Origin of the sequence: Shewanella goraebulensis (assembly GCF_030252245.1) — a bacterium.
GTDB lineage: Bacteria > Pseudomonadota > Gammaproteobacteria > Enterobacterales > Shewanellaceae > Shewanella > Shewanella goraebulensis.
The window spans coordinates 1180067-1202338 of record NZ_CP126972.1 but is presented as its reverse complement, the minus strand read 5'-3'; the positions used below and the strand labels follow the sequence as shown (position 1 = coordinate 1202338).

General features: G+C 41.7%; 18 protein-coding genes. 11 read left to right on the top strand and 7 right to left on the bottom strand.

Annotated elements, in window-relative coordinates:
- Nucleotides 1–58: 58 nt before the first annotated feature.
- Nucleotides 59–958 carry a LysR family transcriptional regulator gene (locus QPX86_RS04910; RefSeq protein ID WP_285164523.1) on the top strand — a complete coding sequence of 300 codons (900 nt, stop codon included), beginning with the start codon at nt 59–61 and terminating at the stop codon, nt 956–958.
- Nucleotides 959–1069: 111 nt separating this feature from the next.
- Here QPX86_RS04910 and QPX86_RS04905 read toward each other — a convergent pair whose 3' ends face one another.
- Nucleotides 1070–1762, bottom strand: coding sequence for an energy transducer TonB (locus QPX86_RS04905; protein WP_220753170.1), 693 nt, complete (start codon nt 1760–1762; stop codon nt 1070–1072).
- 447 nt (nt 1763–2209) lie between these two features.
- On the opposite strand from QPX86_RS04905, the gene QPX86_RS04900 reads away from it, so the two are divergent.
- On the top strand, nt 2210–4291 hold the full coding sequence (locus QPX86_RS04900; protein WP_285164522.1) for a M13 family metallopeptidase: 2082 nt from the start codon (nt 2210–2212) through the stop codon (nt 4289–4291).
- A 74-nt stretch (nt 4292–4365) separates the two neighbouring features.
- Here QPX86_RS04900 and acuI read toward each other — a convergent pair whose 3' ends face one another.
- Both acuI and acuR read right to left on the bottom strand, forming a co-directional pair.
- Nucleotides 4366–5349: an acrylyl-CoA reductase (NADPH) gene (gene acuI, locus QPX86_RS04895; protein ID WP_065109949.1), complete on the bottom strand. Its 984-nt coding sequence runs from the start codon at nt 5347–5349 to the stop codon at nt 4366–4368.
- 47 nt (nt 5350–5396) lie between these two features.
- Nucleotides 5397–6041: an acrylate utilization transcriptional regulator AcuR gene (gene acuR / locus QPX86_RS04890; protein WP_220753172.1), complete on the bottom strand. Its 645-nt coding sequence runs from the start codon at nt 6039–6041 to the stop codon at nt 5397–5399.
- A 185-nt stretch (nt 6042–6226) separates the two neighbouring features.
- Between acuR and QPX86_RS04885 the strand changes: the two genes are divergently transcribed.
- The 3 genes from QPX86_RS04885 (at nt 6227) to QPX86_RS04875 (ending at nt 8635) form a co-directional block, all read left to right on the top strand.
- Complete coding sequence (locus QPX86_RS04885) at nt 6227–6721, top strand: type II secretion system protein (protein ID WP_220753173.1); 495 nt, start codon at nt 6227–6229, stop codon at nt 6719–6721.
- Between the two features lie 171 nt (nt 6722–6892).
- On the top strand, nt 6893–7150 hold the full coding sequence (locus tag QPX86_RS04880; RefSeq protein ID WP_211031114.1) for a hypothetical protein: 258 nt from the start codon (nt 6893–6895) through the stop codon (nt 7148–7150).
- 282 nt (nt 7151–7432) lie between these two features.
- Entirely contained in the window at nt 7433–8635 is a 1203-nt protein-coding gene (locus QPX86_RS04875) for an ammonium transporter (protein WP_285164521.1), read from the top strand.
- A 133-nt stretch (nt 8636–8768) separates the two neighbouring features.
- Here QPX86_RS04875 and QPX86_RS04870 read toward each other — a convergent pair whose 3' ends face one another.
- A complete protein-coding gene (locus QPX86_RS04870) occupies nt 8769–9428 on the bottom strand; it encodes an NAD(P)H-dependent oxidoreductase (protein ID WP_285164520.1) in 660 nt (219 codons plus the stop codon).
- Between the two features lie 281 nt (nt 9429–9709).
- Between QPX86_RS04870 and QPX86_RS04865 the strand changes: the two genes are divergently transcribed.
- Nucleotides 9710–10543, top strand: coding sequence for a patatin-like phospholipase family protein (locus QPX86_RS04865; protein WP_407696628.1), 834 nt, complete (start codon nt 9710–9712; stop codon nt 10541–10543).
- Between the two features lie 212 nt (nt 10544–10755).
- Here QPX86_RS04865 and QPX86_RS04860 read toward each other — a convergent pair whose 3' ends face one another.
- The gene (locus QPX86_RS04860; RefSeq protein WP_285164518.1) at nt 10756–11934 is read right to left on the bottom strand and encodes a patatin-like phospholipase family protein; all 1179 of its coding nucleotides are present in this window, start codon (nt 11932–11934) and stop codon (nt 10756–10758) included.
- A gap of 562 nt (nt 11935–12496) precedes the next feature.
- On the opposite strand from QPX86_RS04860, the gene QPX86_RS04855 reads away from it, so the two are divergent.
- The 3 genes from QPX86_RS04855 (at nt 12497) to QPX86_RS04845 (ending at nt 18153) form a co-directional block, all read left to right on the top strand.
- A complete protein-coding gene (locus QPX86_RS04855) occupies nt 12497–14179 on the top strand; it encodes a hypothetical protein (RefSeq protein WP_285164517.1) in 1683 nt (560 codons plus the stop codon).
- 291 nt (nt 14180–14470) lie between these two features.
- On the top strand, nt 14471–16537 hold the full coding sequence (locus QPX86_RS04850) for a carboxylesterase family protein (RefSeq protein ID WP_285164516.1): 2067 nt from the start codon (nt 14471–14473) through the stop codon (nt 16535–16537).
- 125 nt (nt 16538–16662) lie between these two features.
- Entirely contained in the window at nt 16663–18153 is a 1491-nt protein-coding gene (locus QPX86_RS04845; protein ID WP_285164515.1) for a phospholipase D family protein, read from the top strand.
- Between the two features lie 104 nt (nt 18154–18257).
- Here QPX86_RS04845 and QPX86_RS04840 read toward each other — a convergent pair whose 3' ends face one another.
- On the bottom strand, nt 18258–18386 hold the full coding sequence (locus QPX86_RS04840) for a hypothetical protein (RefSeq protein ID WP_285164514.1): 129 nt from the start codon (nt 18384–18386) through the stop codon (nt 18258–18260).
- 60 nt (nt 18387–18446) lie between these two features.
- Between QPX86_RS04840 and QPX86_RS04835 the strand changes: the two genes are divergently transcribed.
- Complete coding sequence (locus tag QPX86_RS04835; RefSeq protein WP_285164513.1) at nt 18447–19349, top strand: LysR family transcriptional regulator; 903 nt, start codon at nt 18447–18449, stop codon at nt 19347–19349.
- A gap of 171 nt (nt 19350–19520) precedes the next feature.
- Here QPX86_RS04835 and QPX86_RS04830 read toward each other — a convergent pair whose 3' ends face one another.
- The gene (locus QPX86_RS04830) at nt 19521–20279 is read right to left on the bottom strand and encodes a hypothetical protein (RefSeq protein WP_119969126.1); all 759 of its coding nucleotides are present in this window, start codon (nt 20277–20279) and stop codon (nt 19521–19523) included.
- A gap of 317 nt (nt 20280–20596) precedes the next feature.
- On the opposite strand from QPX86_RS04830, the gene QPX86_RS04825 reads away from it, so the two are divergent.
- Complete coding sequence (locus QPX86_RS04825; protein ID WP_285164512.1) at nt 20597–22150, top strand: amidohydrolase family protein; 1554 nt, start codon at nt 20597–20599, stop codon at nt 22148–22150.
- Nucleotides 22151–22272 lie beyond the last annotated feature (122 nt).

The window sequence follows — 22272 nt, the reverse complement described above, 5'->3', positions numbered from 1 at the left end:
GACAGGTTAACTTATTCACACTGCTAAACTAAAAACCACGAACTAGGTAGGAAAATGCGTGAGCCGAGAACACAAAAAATTTGAGCGATTATTTCTGTTTAGCGAAGTGGCAAAACAACTCAGCTTTACTGAAGCTGCGGCAATCCTCGGGATATCTCGCGGTTACCTTTCTGAGCAAATACGCCAATTAGAAAAAGAGTTTGGAAGACCGCTGCTTATTCGCAGCACTCGTAGCGTGAAATTGACGCCTCAAGGGGAGCTAATTCTAACCAGTATGGGACAAGTTAAGCAGTCTTTATTGACGCTTGATAGACAAATTCGTCACGACAATGACAATATTGCTGGCAGAATTCGTATTACAGCCCCAAGTCAGTTTACCCAGCGGTACCTTCTTAATATCTGCCGTGATTTTAAACAGAAATATCCTGAGATTGAGTTTACCCTCGACAGTAGTTATACCACCCATGATTTGACTAAAAATGACTTTGATCTTGCTATTAGGGCCACTAAAACGCCGCCCCAAAATATGGTGGCTAAAAAGCTATTCTCATATCAGCATGTATGCTGCGCATCGCCAACCTACATTCAACAATACGGTTTACCTAACTCGATTGCAGACTTAAACCAGCATCAGTGCTTAACGGCTGCAGAGGAAAGTGTTTGGCACATAGGTCATGAACCTACAAAAGTAAGTAGTCAATTGAGTGTCAATGATAATCACATGCTCAAAGAGCTCGCCTTAGCAGGAGAAGGGGTTATTCTGGTTCCGGAATATTTGGTGGACCGTGAACTAACATCAGGACAATTAAGGCCGTTACTCCAGCGAGAGCAGACGTTGTCATCAACCACTTACCTGGTTCATCCGCAGCTTATCCATCAGTCAGCAAGACTTGCTTGCTTCATTGCTTATACTCTTGATTGGATTCAACATAATTTACCGCCTTCACAGCGAAAATAGCCAGCTTACATTGATAGCTAAATAAAAATCAGAGCCTTAACTTTGGCTCTGATTAAGCGCTGAAAAAGATTAACTAAGCGGATAAGCCTTGTCAGTCGTTGGCTATTTAGCTCACTTGTCGATGGTGAAATCTAACCTGACCTGCTGGTTTCTTTGTATCACACTGACGCCATCAATGGTTTTGGGTTTGTACTTCCAATTATTAATAGCCTGTAGTGCCGCCCGATTAAACGTGCGCTTAGGTTCAGCTTCAACCACTTGTGCATTGGTTACAATGCCGCTGGCAGTAATATCAAACATTACAATCACGTATCCTTCTTTGCCATCTCGCGCTGCAGCCATTGGATATTGTGGCGACACTTGTACCACAGGCATTGCATCTCCATTATTAAACCCAGGGACAAACTTCTCTTGAGTCGGCGCCGTCATATCAGGCGCAACATTTTTAAAAGAGTCTGTCGTGCTGGTGTTATCAGTGGCTATGCTATCGCGCTGCACTAGTGGTGGTATTTTTTCTGGCTGACTCCTGATTTTTTTAATCGGCTTTAGCGTTTCCTCTGGTCTTTGTACAAAATCAATAACGGGCGTAGGGGCAATGCTGTCCACAAACACGGCATCACTTTTAACCAGTTGAGCCATAAATACAAATAACCCCAAAGTGATTATCCCTCCCATGAGCAAAATGCCCACTTGAGTTATCAATTTAGGATAGTTAACCTGCTTTTCGTTTAAAGACTTTAATTCACTGAATATATGAGTATTATTTTCAGACATTGAGTGGTTAGCACTATATTGTGGCGTCATAGACATTCCTTGTATGATTTAGAGGTGATACAACTCTCGTTGCTCTTTAACCTCTAGTCGCGCAAAACAAGAATAGACAAATATTTTGTTACATTTAGCTTTGAAAGCCACGAATAAAACAAATTAGAAACACAAATTTAACAAGTGCAGAACAAAGAAAGCGCTTGCACACCAACATCATGCCGTACACTAAACGCTTACACCTGCATCGTATTTTCAGGCTTTATTGATTCAGTTTGGGTTAATACCTAAGTATTAGGATTCAATTCACAACGTATGTATCAAGATTTGCTAACAATTATAAGATTGACATTTTCACTCATTCTTAGACTATGGTGGCAGTATTCAATCTTGCTATTAGGCTTTATTGCTAAAGATTAATCAGATAAAAATATAAAATTATAAAAACAAAAATGAGCCTCATTTTTTGTAAGGAAGCAGACCACAATGAAAAAAACATTACTCGCAATTGCGTTAGCCTCAACCTTTTTGAGTGCTTGCGGCAGTTCAGATGTCAAAGTTAACGACACGACTAAAGCTGAAGCACCAGCAGTAAAAGCAGTTTCTACTCATGCTGAGTTAGGCGATTTCGGCGTTGATTTAACCGCTCGAAATGAAGCGGTAAAGCCTGGCGATGATTTCTTTATGTATGCCAGTGGCACTTGGTATGACAACTTTGAAATGCCAGCAGATAAAACTCGCTATGGTGCATTTACCGCTCTTGGTGAGCGTAGCGAAAAACAAGTTAAAGAAATCATTGATGACATTAGCAGCCGCAGCGACCTTAATGCTGAAGAGCAGTTAATTGCAGATTTTTATCAGTCTTACATGGATACTGATACCATCAATAAATTGGGTATAACCCCTATTCAAGGCACATTAGATACTATTACCGCAGTTAAAAACACTGATGACTTAACCAAGGTATTTGGTAACGCGTGGCTCACCGATGCTGAATCGCCAATTTCTGGCGGCATGTGGTTCAACCGTTTAGATCCAAACCAATATGAACTGTCTATCGGTGCTGGCGGTTTAGGCTTACCTGATCGCTCATACTACCTAGAAGACAGCGAGCGTTTTGTAAAAATTCGCACCGCTTATGTGAGCCACATTGCTGAAATGCTTGCTTTTGCTGGCATTAAAGATGGCCAAGCTCGCGCAGAGGCTATTCTTGCGTTAGAGACTAAAATTGCTGAAGGTCAATGGCCACGTGAGAAACGCCGTAACCGTGATTTAACCTTAAATCAGGTTAAACGTTCAGACTTAAATAATGAGTACCCTAACTTCAACTGGGACTTATTCTTTGAGCAATCAGGTTACCAAATCCCACAACTTAACGTGTCTCAGCCTGAGCCGATCAAAGCCATGATTGAGCTAGTCAATAACGAGCCATTGAATGTATGGCAAGACTACCTGACCTTCCACACTGTCAGTAACAATGCAGGCCTACTATCTGAAGATATCTACAACGCAAGCTTTGCTTTTTATGGCAAAGAACTAAGCGGACAAGAAGAGCCTAAACCGCGCTGGAAACGTGCCGTAGCCGAAATGTCTGGCACCCAATCGTTAGGTTTTGCTATTGGTAAAGTGTATGTAGCGCGTTACTTCCCTGAGTCATCAAAACAGCAAATGGCTGAATTGGTTGAAAATCTTCGCACTGCGTTAGGTCAACGTATTGATGGTCTTGATTGGATGGGTGATGAAACTAAGGTAAACGCCCACGCTAAACTTGCCGCCTTCAAACCTAAGATTGGTTACCCAGATGTATGGCAAGAATTCGATGGCCTAACATTAACCAACAAAGACTTAATCACTAATATCCAAAACTTACGCCAATACTTCCATGCCGATAGCGTTGCTAAAGAATTGAAAAAGACTGACCGTAACCGTTGGGGCATGACGCCACAATTCGTCAACGCATACTACAATAGCTCGTTCAATGAGATTGTGTTCCCAGCAGCCATTTTACAGCCTCCGTTTTTCGATCCAAATGCTGACCCTGCTGTAAACTATGGCGGCATTGGCGCTGTGATTGGTCATGAAATGGGACACGGCTTTGATGACCAAGGCTCTAAATCTGATGCTAACGGTATTCAACGTAACTGGTGGACCGACAGTGACCGAGCTGCATTTGAGGCAAAAGCAGATATGCTTGCAGATCAATACAGTCAATACGAGCCATTACCGGACAACTTCGTTAATGGTCGTAACAGCTTAGGCGAAAATATTGGTGATGTGGGTGGTTTAGCCATGGCCTATCATGCATACCAGTTAAGCTTAAATGGTAAAGAAGCACCAATTATTGATGGCCTAACGGGCGATCAACGTTTCTTCTTAGCATGGGCACAAGTGTGGAAAGAAAAACGCACCGAGCAAAGCATGTTAAGTCAGCTGCGTGCAGGTACTCACGCACCAGGCCGTTACCGCGCACTTGCGCCACGTAACCATGATGCATGGTACAAAGCGTTTGACGTGAAACCAGGTGACAAGCTTTACTTACCAGAAGACCAACGCGTTCGTATTTGGTAATCGGTCAATCACCCGATAAATAAAAAGCCAGTCAATTGACTGGCTTTTTTATGAGTAGATGAAAGTGTACTTTTCTACTTAGTTAAATCGACCACAACGCGGCCACGAACTTGACCAGCCATTAACGCTTCTGCCGTACTTATCACTTCATCTAAGCCAATATCTGCTGAAATATCATCAAACATTTGTGGCTCAATAATCTCAGCTAAGCGTTGCCATGCCTCAAGTCTGTCTTCAAGAGGACGCATGACACTGTCGATACCCGCTAGCGTCACACCACGTAAAATAAATGGCATGACAGAAGAAGGAAAGTCCATCCCTTGGGCCAAGCCACAAGCCGCCACAGTGCCGCCATATTTTGTACTGGCGCAGATATTGGCTAAGGTGTGACTACCAACAGAATCAATCGCCCCAGCCCAGCGCTCTCTGGCTAATGGTCTACCTGGCTCCGATAAGGTGTTACGGTCAATCACTTCTGCAGCGCCAAGCTTTTCAAGATAAGCAGCTTGATCTGCTCGCCCTGTTGATGCCACAACCTGATAGCCAAGTTTGGCTAAAATGGCGATAGCAAAGCTGCCGACACCGCCATTAGCGCCTGTCACCAGAATTTCACCTTTTTCAGGAGTGACGCCATTTTTCTCCAGCGCAATCACACTCAACATTGCGGTATAACCTGCGGTGCCAATCGCCATAGCTTGCTTTGGTGTAAAGGCATTAGGCAATGGGATCAACCATTCACTTTTTAAACGCGCCCGCTCAGCAAGACCACCGCAATGTACTTCGCCAACACCAAAGCCATTGAGTAGCACGTAATCGCCAACTTTGAATTTATCAGTGTCGGACGCTTCAACAAGCCCCACTAAATCAATACCAGGCACCATAGGAAACTGCCTAACCACAGGACCTTTACCGGTAATTGCCAATGCATCTTTATAGTTTATCGTGCTATAAATCACTTTTACGCTTACATCGCCATCGGGTAAAACACTCTCATCAATTTCCTTAACTGCCGCGCGATATCCTTGGTCATCTTTTTCAATTAATAAGCCGTTAAACATGGTCACTCCTCAATATAGACCGCTCGTCTATAAATAGTTAAAAAATTTTATCGCGGTAATCCTGCGATAAAACATTCAAGGTAATTTTGTAATGGCTGCGTGCTCTTCACTAATTTTGCTCGGCTTACCGCCCCTTCCCAGCCAACCCAAAAATGCTCAGCTAATAATGAACAATTAGCCTCAGGGGATAATTCGCCTTCAACTTTGGCAGCCTCTAGACAAGTCGCTAATCTTTGTTGCCAATCTAAAAATATATCAATCAATTGCTGTCTGTAGCTTTCAGGCAATAAATCCACTTCTTGGCCTAAATTGCCAACCAAACAACCACGCTTAAATTGGTAGCGCTCCATACCATCCATAGCACTTTCAACAAAAAGGCCAATACGTTCAAGCGCTGAGTAAGCCTCGTTTAGCAAGCACTTATCAAGTTTGTAAGCAAAATACGTGGCGTAGTTTTCAATCACCGCCTGTCCAAACGCTTCTTTACTGGCAAAGTAATAGTAAAAAGAACCTTTCGGCACACCGACCTTTTTCAGAATTTGATCAATGCCAGACGACGCAAAGCCATTCTCAGTCAGTTGCTCAAGACCACTTCGAATTAATTCCGCCCGAGTATCTTGACTGTCTCTCGCCTGCTTGGGCGGCCTACCACGTCGTGGTTTAGTGATGTTTTCTACAATTGATTCTGTCATAAAATCATATTAGACCGATCGTCTATATAAATACAATTTAATTATAAGATCATTTACCTATTTTGCGCGATCGTTCTCAAAACTAGTCGTAACAGTAATGGCTAATGTCAGCATTTGGCACCAAATGGTAACTTTTATTTTTTCATTGGTTAATAATACAACCACATTAACGATGAGGTCATACAATGCAACGCAATAAAGGTTTTACACTGATTGAATTAGTAGTGGTGATTATTATTCTGGGCATTTTGTCTGTCGTGGCTGCACCAAAATTTATCGATCTTAAAGGCGATGCCCATACTGCTACCGTTGAAGCCATGGCGGGTGCAATTGATAGCACCAACAGTTTAGTTTACTCAAAGTCTGCGATTAATGGTGTTGAAAAAGAAGCGTCGATAGATGCTGCTGCGATTGGCGAAGAATATGCAGGTGCAACGCTCATATATGGCGGCATGCAGTCTGATGAAACAAGCTTAGTGATGTTTGTCGAAGGTATTGATGACCCAAGTGCATGGGAAATGGAAAAAACCAATGAAGTAAACATGAGAATTCATCCTGCTGACCACCCTACCATTGGTGATGGGGCTGGCAACTGCTTCGTACAATACAGCCACCAGTGGACTGATGCTCGTGGAGCAACTTATCCCGCTAAAACCACTTTATATACTGACGATTGTTAGACCTCGATGAAAAAACGGCTAAAAGCCATTTGTAAATGTTATTAATACTGCTGTAAAACAAAGCAATAAACGATATCTCATCAAGCTAACTTGGCACTCTTAGTAAAGTGCCATTAGCGATGAACCTTCAGCCATGAGTGGCATAGCTAAGCCGATGAAATACCGTTAACAATGTCATTTAGCTCTAGCCGTAAACGTGCATTAGATACAAGCCGTCCTATTGCTTATCGAGCATCGAGTGCACGCTCTTGTGCCGTTTGCGTATCTGAAAAATATCGAGTTAACCGATCTGTAATCCTAGAACAAGTCCGCCAACAAACCCATGTTGATCTCAACGCTGTTGATAATTCAGATGGCATCTTAAAAGCTATTAGCGCATTAGAACACATCAAATTAAATGGCCTTAATAAACCGCTCCACACTATTTGATAACGCAGCACTGTTTGATAACGCGCTGCACTGTGGTGACTCAGCCATCGCACCATTATGAAACAAAATGTGCGCATTTACTGAACAGAACTTAATCACTCAACCTAAAGCTGCAGAAAAATCGCACCGATATCGATCATAGAACTTATTGTTATGATGGAATTTTTATCTAACCGCACCATTTTCGCCCCGCCAGCATTTAACAAATTAACAACATAGGAATAATTCTTGCTTCACTAAGTGACTGAATTATAAATAAGAGAATAGCTTTGGGGAGCATAAATGGACAATATCAGTGACGCGATCGGGGTAATTGCACAAAGTGCGGATACCGTTTTTATCCTTCTTGGTGCAATTATGGTGCTAGCGATGCACGCAGGTTTTGCATTTTTAGAAGTGGGAACTGTTAGACATAAAAACCAAGTGAACGCATTAGTTAAGATTTTAACTGATTTTGCTTTTTCAGCCGTTGCCTATTTTGTCATTGGCTATCAAATCGCTTACGGCAGCCACTTCTTTGTTAGTGCAGAGACATTAGCTGCCAATAATGGCTATGACTTAGTGAAGTTCTTTTTCTTACTCACCTTTGCCGCCGCTATTCCCGCCATTGTTTCTGGCGGTATTGCTGAGCGTGGTAGCTTTCGCCCCTTCTTATTTGCCTCAGCATTGATTGTGGCGTTTGTATACCCACTGTTTGAGGGCATGATATGGAATGGTAACTATGGATTTCAAGCATGGTTAGGCAACACCTTTGGCGCAGAGTTTCATGACTTTGCTGGCTCTGTTGTAGTACATGGTATGGGCGGTTGGTTAGCATTAGTTGCTGTGTACTTTTTAGGTGTTCGTGGTGGCCGTAAGCCCGGAGTCGCCTTTGCCCCATCTAACATTCCCTTTCTAGCATTAGGTTCATGGATATTAATTGTCGGCTGGTTTGGTTTTAATGTCATGTCAGCACAAACCTTAGATGGCATAAGTGGCCTTGTGGCACTAAATAGTTTAATGGCCATGGTTGGCGGCACGATTATCGCGTTAATTGTCGGTAAAAATGATCCAGGGTTTATCCATAATGGCCCACTAGCTGGGTTAGTTGCTGTTTGTGCAGGTTCTGATTTAATGCATCCGGTTGGCGCTTTTGTCGTCGGTGGTGTTGCCGGTGGCTTATTTGTTTTTGTATTCACTAAACTTCAACGCAGCACCAAAATTGATGATGTATTAGGTGTTTGGCCTTTGCATGGATTATGCGGTGTTTGGGGCGGTGTTGCTGCTGGTATATTTGGACAACAGAGCTTAGGCGGTCTTGGTGGTGTAAGCATTATGTCGCAACTGGTTGGCACACTTGTGGGTGTTGCTTTTGCCATCGTAGGCGGCGTGATTGTTTACGGTATTGTTCATAAAATATCTAGCTTACGTTTAAGCCAAGAAGATGAATATATGGGTGCTGATTTAGCCATTCACAAAATTGGCTCAACCAATGCTGACAAGTAACTCTGTCAGTTTTTATGACTGTTTTATGAAAAAGGTTCTGCCCTATTTTCAGGCCGATAAGTGACAGCAAAAATAGTGGCAAATACAAAAAAGCTCAAGCAATTGCTTGAGCTTTTTTAGTAAACCAATGCGACTATAAAACAGTAATCACATCAGCTTCAGGTAAACGTGCTTTAGGTAGACCATGGTTATAATCTTCACCATCTTTATGGTAACCAATAGCCAAAGCAAACTGACACTCATAACCGTTTAATTCATCTTTGAAAATTTCACCAATTAACTCAGGATCAACCCCTTCCATTGGTGTTGAATCAATACCTAAACGTGCAAGTACATGCAAAGTATTACCAATTGCGATATAGGTTTGGGCTTTAGTCCAGTTACCGTTAAAACCACTTTCGTCGGTATTAAGGTCGGCAAAAGCGTATGCACCATTAAGCATGTTGTCGTACATTTCTGCAGGTAAATGACCTGATGCCACTTCTGAATCAACCACTTTACGATAATCATCTTTGGTGTAATGTGGATTATGGGCAAATAAAATAACGTGCGATGCTTCGGTCGCATGCGGTTGATTAAACTGATGCATGTTAGCAAACGTGTCACTGAAACGTTTTTTCGCTGCGTCAGTTTCAAGTACGATAAACTTCCAAGGTTGCGAATTAATCGAAGAAGCCGATAAACGAATGGCTTCTTTTAATACATTCATATCTTCTGCAGAAATGCGCTTTGAAGCATCATATTTTTTAGCGGTGTAACGATTGTTTAAGTCTTGGATAATTTGATGAGACATGATGTACTTCCTCAATAAGCTATTTCGATGAACGATTTTGGTGAACTATTCATTTGAATTAATTCGTTGGGAGAATACTAGCCAATACCAGCCAGATGAAACATAGCTATTTCCACCAAACATTGTGGACATATTAATCCACAATAAACCATCCTACTCTGCTAAACCCTAAGTGCTTATATTGAGTCTTTACTCTATGGCTATTAAGATAAAGCCATCACTTACCTCAGATAATAACCATGAACCCAGTTGAAACAGCAACGGATGCAATTATAAATAACATGGAAATAAACTCTCATGCTTTAGTGGTTGAAGGGGGAGCTATGCGAGGAATCTTTGCATCGGGCGTATTAGATAGGTTTATTGAACATCAATACCGCCCTTTCGATTTCTGCATTGGCGTATCTGCCGGTTCCACTAATTTAGCGTCTTGGTTGTCTCGCCAAAAACAGCGTAATTATCGTATTATCACCCATTACTCTTGCCTACCTGAGTTTATCGATTTTGGTCGATTTGTCCGAGGTGGACATTGGCTGGAACTCAATTGGCTATGGGATATTCTCGCTAAAGAGTGTCATTTTGATATGGATACTTTTGTCCATCAAACCATTCCTTTATTTGTGGTAACAACCAACATAAACACAGGTGCCGCAGTTTATACAAAGGCGACCGCAGACAATATTGAATTGATTTTAAAAGCATCTTGTTCAGTCCCAATTGCTTTTAGAGACTTTCCTGAATACCAAGATTCCCCCATGACCGATGGTGGAATTGCCGATTCCATTCCGGTAATAAAAGCGTATGAAATGGGCGCAAAAGAGATCACTGTGGTGCTATCAAGGCCGCTAGGTTACCGCAAAAAATCGCCTAAAATACCATGGTTAATAAGGCGCGCTTTAAAAACACATCCGAAATTAGCAGAGGCGATGGTAAATCGAGCCAATAGTTATAACCAAGCCATCGATTTTATTGAAAACCCACCTGCTGATTGTAAAGTGAACCTCATCGCCCCCCCTTCAGAGTTTAACGTCGGGAGGCTCACCACTGACCAAACAATATTGGAGCAAGGTTATAAAATGGGGATTGACGCCGCTGACACTTGGCTCAACCGATAGCCAAAAAAAACCGGACATAAAGTCCGGTTAACAGTTTGCATCCGTGCACTGGTTACTAAAAATGCCCTTGAGCAAATGTGCGGTTCAACACACCACAATACATGGTGGCGAGTGGCAGTAACCAACGAGTAGGTTGATAATTCAGTAACGCTCTCTCATTTCTATTTTTTCTAGCCAATTGCCTTATTGGAATATTTGTAAAGTCGAAGCGCTTAATTGGGTACTGCTTGGGTCCACACCGTCCCCTTAACCACTTTGTTATAGCCATAGCCATAAAGCGCTTGCATATATTCAGCATCAAACATGTCTTTACTGCCTGTTGGCGCATCAAATTCGTTGTCGACATAGGTGAAGCGTAAATCGATGTGTTGTCGTTCACTGTCATAAAGCATTTTGTATAAATCACCACGGCTTTGCAGCACGGTTAAGCTCTTTAAACTGCGCGTCAATAATGGCAAACCTTTATCAGGTATTACTTCATAAGGCATAGTTAACATGCCATTTCGGATCGCATGAATATATGGCTGCTGAGTTAAACCTAGCGCTTTAGATACTTTGTCATAATCGGTTGTGACGGGTTCAAAAAACATTTGCGCTGACATTCCGCCATCCACGTGTAGCTCTTCGTATTGCTCGCCTTGATATTGAACTTGAATAAACTGTGGAGGAAACACACCAGGAATTGATGAACTTGCAGCAAGTATTTGATGAATGAATGCCACTTTGTTTTCAATATCACTGTCGGCGATTTGACCAATATTCCAAATCGATAAACGGCCTGAATCAAAATGAGTGGTACCGATAAATAGTCGACGCCCAGCTTGATGTTGCTTGGCTATTTGTTCGATCATTTCAGGATTATAGACCTTGGCAATAAACTCAAGCATGTTGTCACCATTGGTAAAAGCATCTTTAAATAAGGTATTTAAAAAATTACGACTGCCAATGACTTTTTTATCATTAATGCCTAACATGACCTGCTTTAATCTAGGTACTTCATCGCCACCTAAAAACGCAAACGGCGCGATTAACGCACCCGCACTTACGCCTGTCACTATTGTGTATTGTTCGAGTTGGTCATGATCATATAAGCCATTAACGACACCTGCACCAAACGCACCTTTAGCTCCTCCTCCTGATAACACTAAAATATTTAACGCATCACCGTTAACACTGAGTGGGGTTGATTGTGTTAATTCTGAATATAGAAAGTCAGACTGCTCACCAGCCCAAAATCGTAACGGCTCTTTAGAGTGCAGCTTGGCTTTGTTGGCAACACTGGCAAGCTGATAACCTTGTTCAGGCACACGATTCTCAAGGGGGTGAGTTGTGCTGCAACCTACCAGTAAAGTCAGCAACAATAATGCTGCCATCTGCTTAAAATAATTCATCTTCTCTCTCTTTATATTCAAATATCATGATAATCACGGTGTTACAGTGCGTTAACCATGAATAAATAACCCTTTAAAATCAGCAAGATTGAATCATAAAAAGCTAATTAATAGGTTGAATGCCGACATTATAGAGATAAACAATTATTCGTTTGAATCACGTTTGCAGGATGAAACCCTCACTTAATAAAGTGAAAGTGAGGGTTACTTGAATAAATACCTAATTAACCCTCAACTCAATATATGAACCTTCTTTTGTACAACACTAAAACAACTGCCCTCTCTCACTATTACTGATTAACTCCAATGTAAATAGAAGTAAAAGACTAAAAATCAACCTGAGGATTCCATCCTACAAACGCGATTAACTAGATTTAATCTTTCTCCCTAGAATGCTCGCCAACACAGTTTCATCAATGCAAAAAAGCGTGTGCGACACACTAAAGAGCGCCATCTTTTTAGCGAGGTTTGTATGAGATTCACGACTGACGATGACGCGTTAGTCGACATCAATAACGATTGAATACACATAGTTTTGTGGTTCAGTAGGAGCAGCAACAACATGAGTTTTACTAAAAACTGGATAACCTCTTTCCCGAAGCAAGCTTTATCTATTGGCATCAGTTTAATGGCGCTCAATTGCCCAATGAATGCAGTAGCTGAAGAATTTCAACCTGTTGAACAGAGCGAAAAACAGCAAATTTTGACAGGTAAAGCCATCTTCAAAAAATACGGCATTGCAGATGATTTACCTAAGCTTGGGTTGAATTCATTAGTACAAGGTGAGCACTTGGTTGAGCACGTCACACGCACCACCAAAGTCGGCGATGAAGAGCGTAAATCCGAAGTGTTTTTAATTCAAAATACTGACGAAAAAGGCAACATTGACCTTCGCATCAAATATGACCCAGCAAAGCTTGACGATAATGAAGACATCATTAAAGAAATCGAAGCGAATACTAAAATTGAGTATCGCTTACGTAACTATGCGCAAAGTTATGATCCGAACTCTGTTATCGCAACAGAGCTTGGTAATGGCCAAGTAGAAATCGCATTCAATTATTCTAAGTTTGGCTTACCACAAGATATTGCTTACTTTCGTTTTATGCGAGTCAAAATCACGGTTGAGAATAATCAACCTGTAAAAATGATTATCAAAAATACCCGTGACTTTGCATATCAAAATTACCGTATTAATGACTATCAACAAGTGGTCAATTTTGAAACTTTTGACAATGGTAACGTTGGCGTTAAAAACAAGCGCATCGAAGCCAATGGTGAAAATTCAAAAGGCACAGCCGTTAGCATCGCAACCATCGTTGAACCTGTGGCTTTTTACGATGGTGACATGGAATCAACCGTTGTTAACCAAGCACGTCTGTCTCAAGTATCAGACCCTCGCTACAAAGAAGAAAGCGTGAAGCTAGACCGCGTATTCCCATTAATGGGGGATTTAGTCCGCCGTCAAGGTATTGATGTGCCTTTACCGTTCGGCGTGTCCGTTGCTTACCGTAATCAAGATATGAATTTTGGCTTTAGTGACTTTGACATTATGGGCGCCAATTTAAATGAGCTATTTGACCCATTTAAATCGATAGCTCAAGTGAATGCAGAAAGTTTAAGTTTACGTGGTGACGTGAATATTTTGCCTTTTTGGAATGTATTTGGTTACGTCGGAAAAATTAATGTTGATGCCAAAGTTGATGCTGAATACACAGGTGAAATTGGTCGTCAGTTACAAGATAAGTTAAACAACAAGTTACCTGGTTTAGGTAATGCATTCTGTAATGAGCTATCTGCACTATGTAACTCTGGCACCTTAAGCGTACCTCTGCATCTTGAATACGACCTAATGGGGGTTGGAACAACTTTATCAGTTGGTTACAAGCAGTTCTTTGCCTCTGTTACAGGTAGCTACTCGAGAACAAGAATGGTCGGAACAGATAAGTGGGGCGACGGTATTTTAACTGTTCAACCAATGCTGGGTTACCAGTTAGCAGATTACCGCGCACAAATCTTTGTTGGTGCTGAATATCAAGGCCTAAAACCTAACATGGAAGGGTCTATCCAAGGCGTTGAACTCGGCGGTGAAGAGTTCTTCTACAACGTAGGAGTTGACCTAGATAAGTGGGCTTACCTTGTTGGTTTTAACAAACAATTTGGTAAGCACTACAACTTAACTGTGCTGTATAACAAAGGCGAAACCCGTAATGCAGTCACACTGAATTTCGGTTACCACTTCTAAATTGACTTGATGTAACCCAAAACACTACCTGAGAAAACAAATGACCTCACTCTATCAAGTTGAGTGAGTCATTTCTCCTTGCACGCACCTCAACGGGTAAGGCTGACATTCAGGGCTAAATTTTCATGAGGGTTTCATCCTACATAACCGATTACGCATGTAGGCGCTGAACAATTAATATACAGCCACATTCGCAGACAACCTAGCTATCAGGCCTTAACAATAATCAATCAGCCTTATTAGCAAATAACAGGTTACGTTTGGACGATAAGGCCATTACAGGACACGAAAATGACAATATTCAATAAAACCATACTTGCTGTTTCAATCGCATTCACATTAGCAGCTTGTTCTGGCAGCGATGATAATAACGAAACAACACCGACACCACCGCCACCAGAAGTCACGCCACTTCCGACTGAAGAGGTGACGTTAACCATCGGCCAAAGTCAGGTTGAAGCCCTAAAAGAGTCTCATGTTGTGACCTCAGTGACAGGTGAAAAATCACTTGCCAGTATCGAAACATTCAAGGGCATTACTTACGCAACAGCAGAGCGTTTTAGCCATAGTGCGCAACTTGATATGGACGAAACGGTCAATGCGACAGAATTTGGCTTTGCATGTCCACAGCTTAAAACAACATCACAACCTCAATCTGAAGATTGTTTAAATTTGAATATTTGGCGTCCAGCAGATCTGTCAACGGATGTGGTACTACCGGTTTATGTATTTATCCATGGTGGTGATTTTGAATACGGCGCAGGCTCTGAGCCATTGATTCATGGCGATACGGTTGTTGCTCAAGGTGCTGCTGAAGGTAACCCATTTATTACCGTGACACTTAACTATCGCCTTGGCATGTTAGGCAGCCACTGGCTTAAAGACAATCAAGGCGGCAACTATGGTCTTGGCGATCAAAAGCGCGCTTTAGAGTGGGTCAATAACCATATTGCTGACTTTGGCGGTGATATTGAAAACATCACCCTAATCGGTCAAGGCGCTGGTGCAATGTCGGTAGGCATTTTACAACAAGAAGCAACTGAAGAGCCGATGGCTGGTGAGTATTTTACTCGCGCTATTATGCAAAGTAACCCCGCTGGATTTGATTATCGCACTTACAATCAGGCTAAAAGCTTTGCCACTAGAATTGAAGACACCCGAGCTGAAATGCCAGAACTCAGTGAGTTAAGTTTAGCGGAGATGCCTTTAGAACAGCTGATGACACTTCAGGCTAAAGTGAACTCGCCAATTGGTCGCATCGGTGATTGGACTGGGCTTAGCTGTGTTGATCTGGATAACCTTGTGGGTAGCGGATTATGCTTAACCAGCAAAATATCAGGTGAAGCAAGCCCAATGGCTAATCTAATGCCATTTGCACCATACGTTGAATATTATAAGCCAACGTTTGGTTCAACCATTAAAGGCTACCACTTAACCACTCAGCCTTCATTGGATCATTTTACCGTACCGACAGTTGTAGGTTCGAATACGGAAGAAGCCAATACTTTCGCGATGTTGCCAAGCTTAACCTTCTTGATCCCAACGATTATTAACTTAATGAATAATCTCGATCCAGAGTTAATCGAACAAGGTGACATCAATCAAGCCATGCTAACTTGGCTTGCTGACGAGAAAAACATGGCTTTAGTTGAACAAGAAATTGCTCAACTAACCGCTGATGATATTAAAGCGCAAGTGGAGCTAGGTGATATCTTACCGAGCAGCGCCTATGAAGCCATTGTTAAGTTTTACTTTGGTCTTGGTAACGGTGACACCACCAATGCATTACTCGATTTAGCAGACTTTTATCCAAACAATGAAAGTGAATTATCGGGCGCTTTAACCAACATGAAGCAATTTAAAATGATGCTAAATGACATGTTATTTGCTGGACCTTCACGTAAACAAGCACGAGAAACCCAAGAAAATAACGTAGACGCCACCTTCTATCAGTTTGGTTACCATGCAAGTTTCAACGTATGGACATACAACACAGAAGGTGAAGATGGCAATCTTGATATCGGCGATGTGATTAAAACTATCAGCTGTATAAGTGGTGCGTGTAATGGCTCTGAACTGCCATTTGTATTTAACAAAGCACTGAAACTTGATGGTTCACCAGTCTCTGTTAGCAGCAAAGACCAAGCGTTAATGGATAAAATGTCTCGCCTGTGGTTTAGCGATGCATTATTTGAAAACTACCAATACAACAACGACAGCGTGTTGTTAATCGACGAAGACGGAATCAATACATTCGAGTCAGACTGGGATAGCAAACAGCCAGGTACGGATCCGGCGCTTAGACAAGGTCGCTTACAAGGACTTGAAGATTTAAACCTGATCTTAGGTTACCTATAAGCAGTGACTTAGCGCTATCAAAGCACAAGATTTCACTCTTTGTTAGTCATACCTAACAACTCCCCAAAAATAGGCCAGTTCACTGGCCTTTTTTATGACGTTTTTTGACGATTAACGGATACCTCATGAAGCTGTTTAACCCTATTAAGTCAATTACCCCTATTAAACATATGTCACTGCTGACATTGCTTTGCGGCATATTGTTACTGACAGGCTGCGCCACACCTAACCCAAGTGTCCCTGAAGGATTTGAAAGCCAGTTTGTAAAACGTGACTATCAAGCACAGGCTTACTTAATTCCAGCGGCAAATGAAGCCTTTGCCCGTCGAATTGATTTGGTCAGAAAAGCACAATCAAGCATCGATATGACCTATTTTTCGTGGAATGGCGATACCTTAGGCCTCACCTTACTTAATGAGCTCAAACTCGCAGCTGACCGTGGCGTGAAGGTCAGGCTAACCTTAGATGACTTACTGGTTTTTAATGAAAAATGGCTGGCGGATGTCGACAAACACCCTAATGTCCAAATCAAAATTTTCAACCCATTTAACTCGCGAAAAATGGGCTGGGTTGGCCGTGCTTTTGATTTCCAAATCCATCAAGAAGTGCTAGATAATCGTTTGCATGAAAAGTACTTTAACGTCGATCATCAGCAAATGATCCTCGGCGGTAGAAACATTGGCGACGAGTATTTTGGTTACAGTAAAGAGGCTAACTTTTTCGACTTAGATGTGCTGTTCACTGGCGATATTATTGCGCCATTTGCAACCAATTATGAACAGCAATGGCAAAGTGACTTTGTTGTCCCTGTGAGTGAATTAATTAAGGTGAATGCGGATATTAGCGACACACGCTACTTTTCTAAAGCCTTAGCTAAAACCCAAAAAAAGCACCCAGAAATAACACAAAACATTGAATTAACAATCAATAACATGACAAACCCAGCGTTTATTGATGTGACAGTGTCACCTGTTTTCGATTCACTACAAAAAATGCATGACCGTTTACCTTACTTCAGAACACGAGCTGAAATGACGGTCAGTGAAGAGTTACAGCAAGCCAAGGATGTCGTTATTTCAACCCCTTATATTGTGCCGACAGATAACGAGTTTACGGTCATTGCAAACCTGACAGCCCAAGCATCTAAAGTCACGTTAGTGACCAACTCGTCAGCCTCAAATGATTCGCTATTTATCCCGGCATATTATGAAAAGCACCGTCAAACCTTATTGGATATGGGAGTCGATATATATGAATATAAAGACACGGCCAAAAATGACGATCATTTTTACCATGGTGATACTTACTACCATAACAAGACCATTATTCTAGATAATCACGTCTCTTATGTGGGGTCATCAAATTTTGACCCACGCTCAGATTTCTTAAACATAGAGTTTGGCTTGTTCGTTCACAGCACTGAGTTTGCCGAGCATCTACACCAGTACCTTTTACAACAAAAAGCCACGCTTTTTTGGCATGTAACCCAACAAGAAAACGGGGATATCCAGTGGCGAAGTCAAGATAAGGTACTCAATAGCAATCCTAATTATGGAAGCTGGCATAAATTACCCGACTGGCTGTTTAGAAAAATGGATGGTGAGTCAGAGTTATAACTTGATACTGCAATGCATCTTTACCGTTCACGATTTTAGGGCATAACATTTCCATGTTATGCCCTATTTTTATCTGCCCCATCAAATACAACGACGTTTTAAAGCTAACGCAGCTCATTACGATCTTCAGACATTGCATCATCAGACATTGCATCATCAGACATTGCATCATCAGACATTGCATCATCAGCCATTTTTATTGAAAACAGCGTAAAATCAAACAGCAACATCACTTGAGTTCAGTTATGCTAATAATAATATGGAATCTGATGCAACCAACCTCGGAGCGGTAAATGAATTTTAGTCTAGAGCAGCTGCAAGCTTTCGTGATTGTTTATGAAGAACAATCAATCAGTAAAGCCGCAATCAAACTCAATAAACACCGCACGACTGTTGGACAAGTGATCAGCAATTTAGAAGACCAAGTAGCAGTGATTTTATTTGAACGAGGCGCTCGAAAAGTCACCCCAACCCACGAAGGCAGTTTACTGTACCATTACGCTAAGCAAGCCTTAGAACAAGTCAAAACTTTCGATAAAGTCGCGCTTAGTCTTTCCTACGGTGAACTTGATTCAATAACAATCGCTTATAACAGCTTTATTCCACACACAGCCTTGTCATTGATCAGAGCACAGCTCACCTCTGACTTTCCTAATATGCGGGTACGTCTATTAGTGCGTACTCAGCAAGAGATCCGAGCGGGAATTGAAGATGAGTCGATTCATTTTGGTATTGTGAATATTACAAATGCCAGCGCCATGAGTAACTTAGATTATGTCTTACTCGGCCAAATGCCTTTTGCTCCGTATGTTAATCGCAATAGTGATATCGCCAAGCTCGATAGCAATGAAGTGTTCACCGCGCTGCAATCATCAAAACAAATTATTCTAAAATCTTTTTTAGATGAAAATATGGCAAAAAAAATCACCTTGTCACCCCATTATGATGTTGTGGATCAATTGTCGCTCGCCATCAAATTAGTCAACGATAATTTAGGCTGGGCGTTACTCCCAAAACATCAAGACCATGCCAACGCCACCAATAATCTACTGCAAATACAATGTCCGCAAATTAGCGATGACTATTACGTTCCACTGGCTTTGTGGAGTTTAAAAACAAAACCCATTATTGAAGTTAAAAAGTCGATTAAAGAGGCGTTTTATCGATACACATCACTAGGCCAGCATGTTCAATAGCAAACCTTTACTGAAAACATGCTCGTCATAAAAAACAAGCAATAAAAAAGCGACTCAACGTCGCTTTTTTACATCAGTTACATGACAATTAACACGGTAATCAACACGACAATCAACACGGAAAAACCGCACATACATCGTGAGCAGCCGCCAGATAAGATTGGCACTCGATTAAAAATAAGCCTTGTATAGCGCCCAAACAACAGTCTCATCAGCTGAGTAATCAAAATGAGTTGATGACGTACTTGCTAGCGTATTTTCAATCTTAATCTGACCCCAACGAGTTTTGTCTTGGCTTAATGGTGTCGCGACTTCTAATGTGGTTTTTAGCACCGATGTTTCAATACTGCCTGTCATGTAGGTATATTCAGGGTTAATCATAAAATAGGTGCCATCATTGCCCGTTTTCAAAATCAAGAAGATATCGCCTGTTGCCCCATAAGTTGCCGTGTCTGACTCCCCCATCATCTCGACAAAATCATCACTGTATTCACCACCTAGCACGCCTGCTCTTACGAATAAATTAACCTTGTCACTCGGTAACGTAATCGATGCAATTCCGCCAATAGCCGCCGTGGTAAAAGTATCATTGTTAATCATATCCAATGACATCGCGACCTTAGGTACGGCTGTACTTTCTAAATCAAACACATGAAAGTATTGTAAACGACTGTCGCTATACTCACCTTCATTGTTCATCGTCCCTTCTAGCGTCAGCATTCCTTCTTGGGTGGGACTGACACTAAACGAACCTGAAATAGACACCTTCAAGTCCCCTTTATTGCTCATCGCGGCGTAGCCGGATGTCGTTGCTTTGGTTAAATCAGAAGGGTCATGTTCAGGTTTTTCTTCGGCAACGATTGCCGAGGAATAAGTGCCAGTAAACAATAGTGTGCTCAATAAAAGTGTAGCTAAGGTCGATCGTTTCATTAGTGCCATCTCCGGTATTGGTGTAAACCGAGATAATAAAATCACTTCTTAAATCCAGATAATCGCCAAGCGATGACAATTCCATCATCACACGCTTCAATGCAGATAAAACATGCACAATAAAACCAGCCACTCGGGAATAAAAGCCTTTCAATTACACAAAATGGTCAGTAAACCATCAAGGATGATGATCATGTCCTCTCCAAGAGATATCACTTTTTTACAATTAGCCAGTAAATTACTCGTCATTCAACAGGCAAACACGCTGCCTGAATACGATGGATTTAATGTCCATCTTTCTAACTCGAGGAATAATCATGAAAATAGTCAGCAAAATCACTCCATTGGTTATCGCAATGGCACTCATTGGTGGTCAAGTTCAAGCACAAGACTTTGATATTGTCCTCAACGAAGGACGTGTGATGGATCCTGAAACAGGTTTTGATCAAGTCGCCAATATTGGTATTAAAGATGGTAAAATTTTAAGCATTACCAAAGACATCATCGAAGGTAAGCAATCAATCAATGCCAAGGGTTTAGTGGTTGCGCCTGGGTTTATTGACACTCACTCCCACGTATCAAACATTCCATTTGGCCAAAAATTGCACTTACGTGACGGTGTAACGACCCCGTTAGATTTAGAGATGGGCTCTTACCCTGTTAATACTTTCTACGACCGACTTGAAGGCAAGTCGATGACCAACTACGGCACATCAGTATCACCCGCAGGCATACGTGAATCGATTATTAACCCAGAATATCACTCAAACACAGCATCACTTGTTACTGACTTATTTGAGCAGCATGAACATGAGCATTCACATGCCAATATGGCAGTAGCCACCTTCTTACCTAACAAAGAACAAATTGGCCAGATCAACCAAATGGTTGAAGAAGAAATGAAGCAAGGCGCAATCGGTGTTGGTGTCCCTGTAGGCTATATGTCAGTAGGTACGACATCAGAAGAAACCATTTCATGGCAAGAAACCGCAGCTAAATATGGTTCATCAACCTATTTACATGGCCGCTTCTCAAGTCAAAAGCCGGCAACGACTGGCATTTTAGGCTTCCAAGAAATGATCTCAAATGTAGGTATTTATGGCGGCGGCTTACTGATCCAACATATCCACCAACAATCTTTAGAGAAAACACCTGAAGCATTAAAAATGATCGGTGATGCGCGTAAAGCTGGACTAAAGGTTTCAGCAGAAGTTTACCCATACTATCAAGGCGCAACCATTGCTAGTGCAGATTACCTCAACCCTGATAACTATGGTCCAAACATGGGGAGAACTTATAAAGACATTATTGAAGTGGCAACCATGAAACCGTTAACTAAAGAGCGTTACGATGAGTTAGTGGCAAGCAACCCAAGTGCATCAGTGATTTTTGCAGGCATTTCTAAGCAAGGCATGCTAGATGCGTTAGTGGATCCAAATGTTCATGTTGGCAGTGATGCAATGCCACTAACCGTTTCAGAAACAGGGCAAATGGCTGTTGACTTCGATACACCTTATGAAGGCTTACAAGGTCACCCAAGAGCGGCGGGAACTCATGGCAAAGTATTACGTTTAGTGCGTGAGCAAAACATCATGCCACTCATGACCGCTATCTCTAAAATGAGCTACAAGCCTGCGCAATACTTACAAGAAAACGGTGTGCAAGCTATGGAAAATAAAGGTCGTATTCAAGTGAACAGTGATGCAGATATTACTATTTTTGACCCTGCAACCGTAACAGATAACGCCACGTTAACCGATGCTGGTTTACCAACAACGGGTATTCCCTATGTATTGATTAACGGTACCGTTATTGTTAATGACTCTGTGGTGTTAAAAGATATCTACCCAGGTCAAGCGGTAAGAAACTAAGCGTTTTATTGGTCTCAACAAAACGTATAGGGGCGTTAATGATTGCATTAACGCCCCTTTTTACTGTGTTCATTGCGCATCATTTATTTATATCTCTAGGCACCATTCATTTATATCAAAAG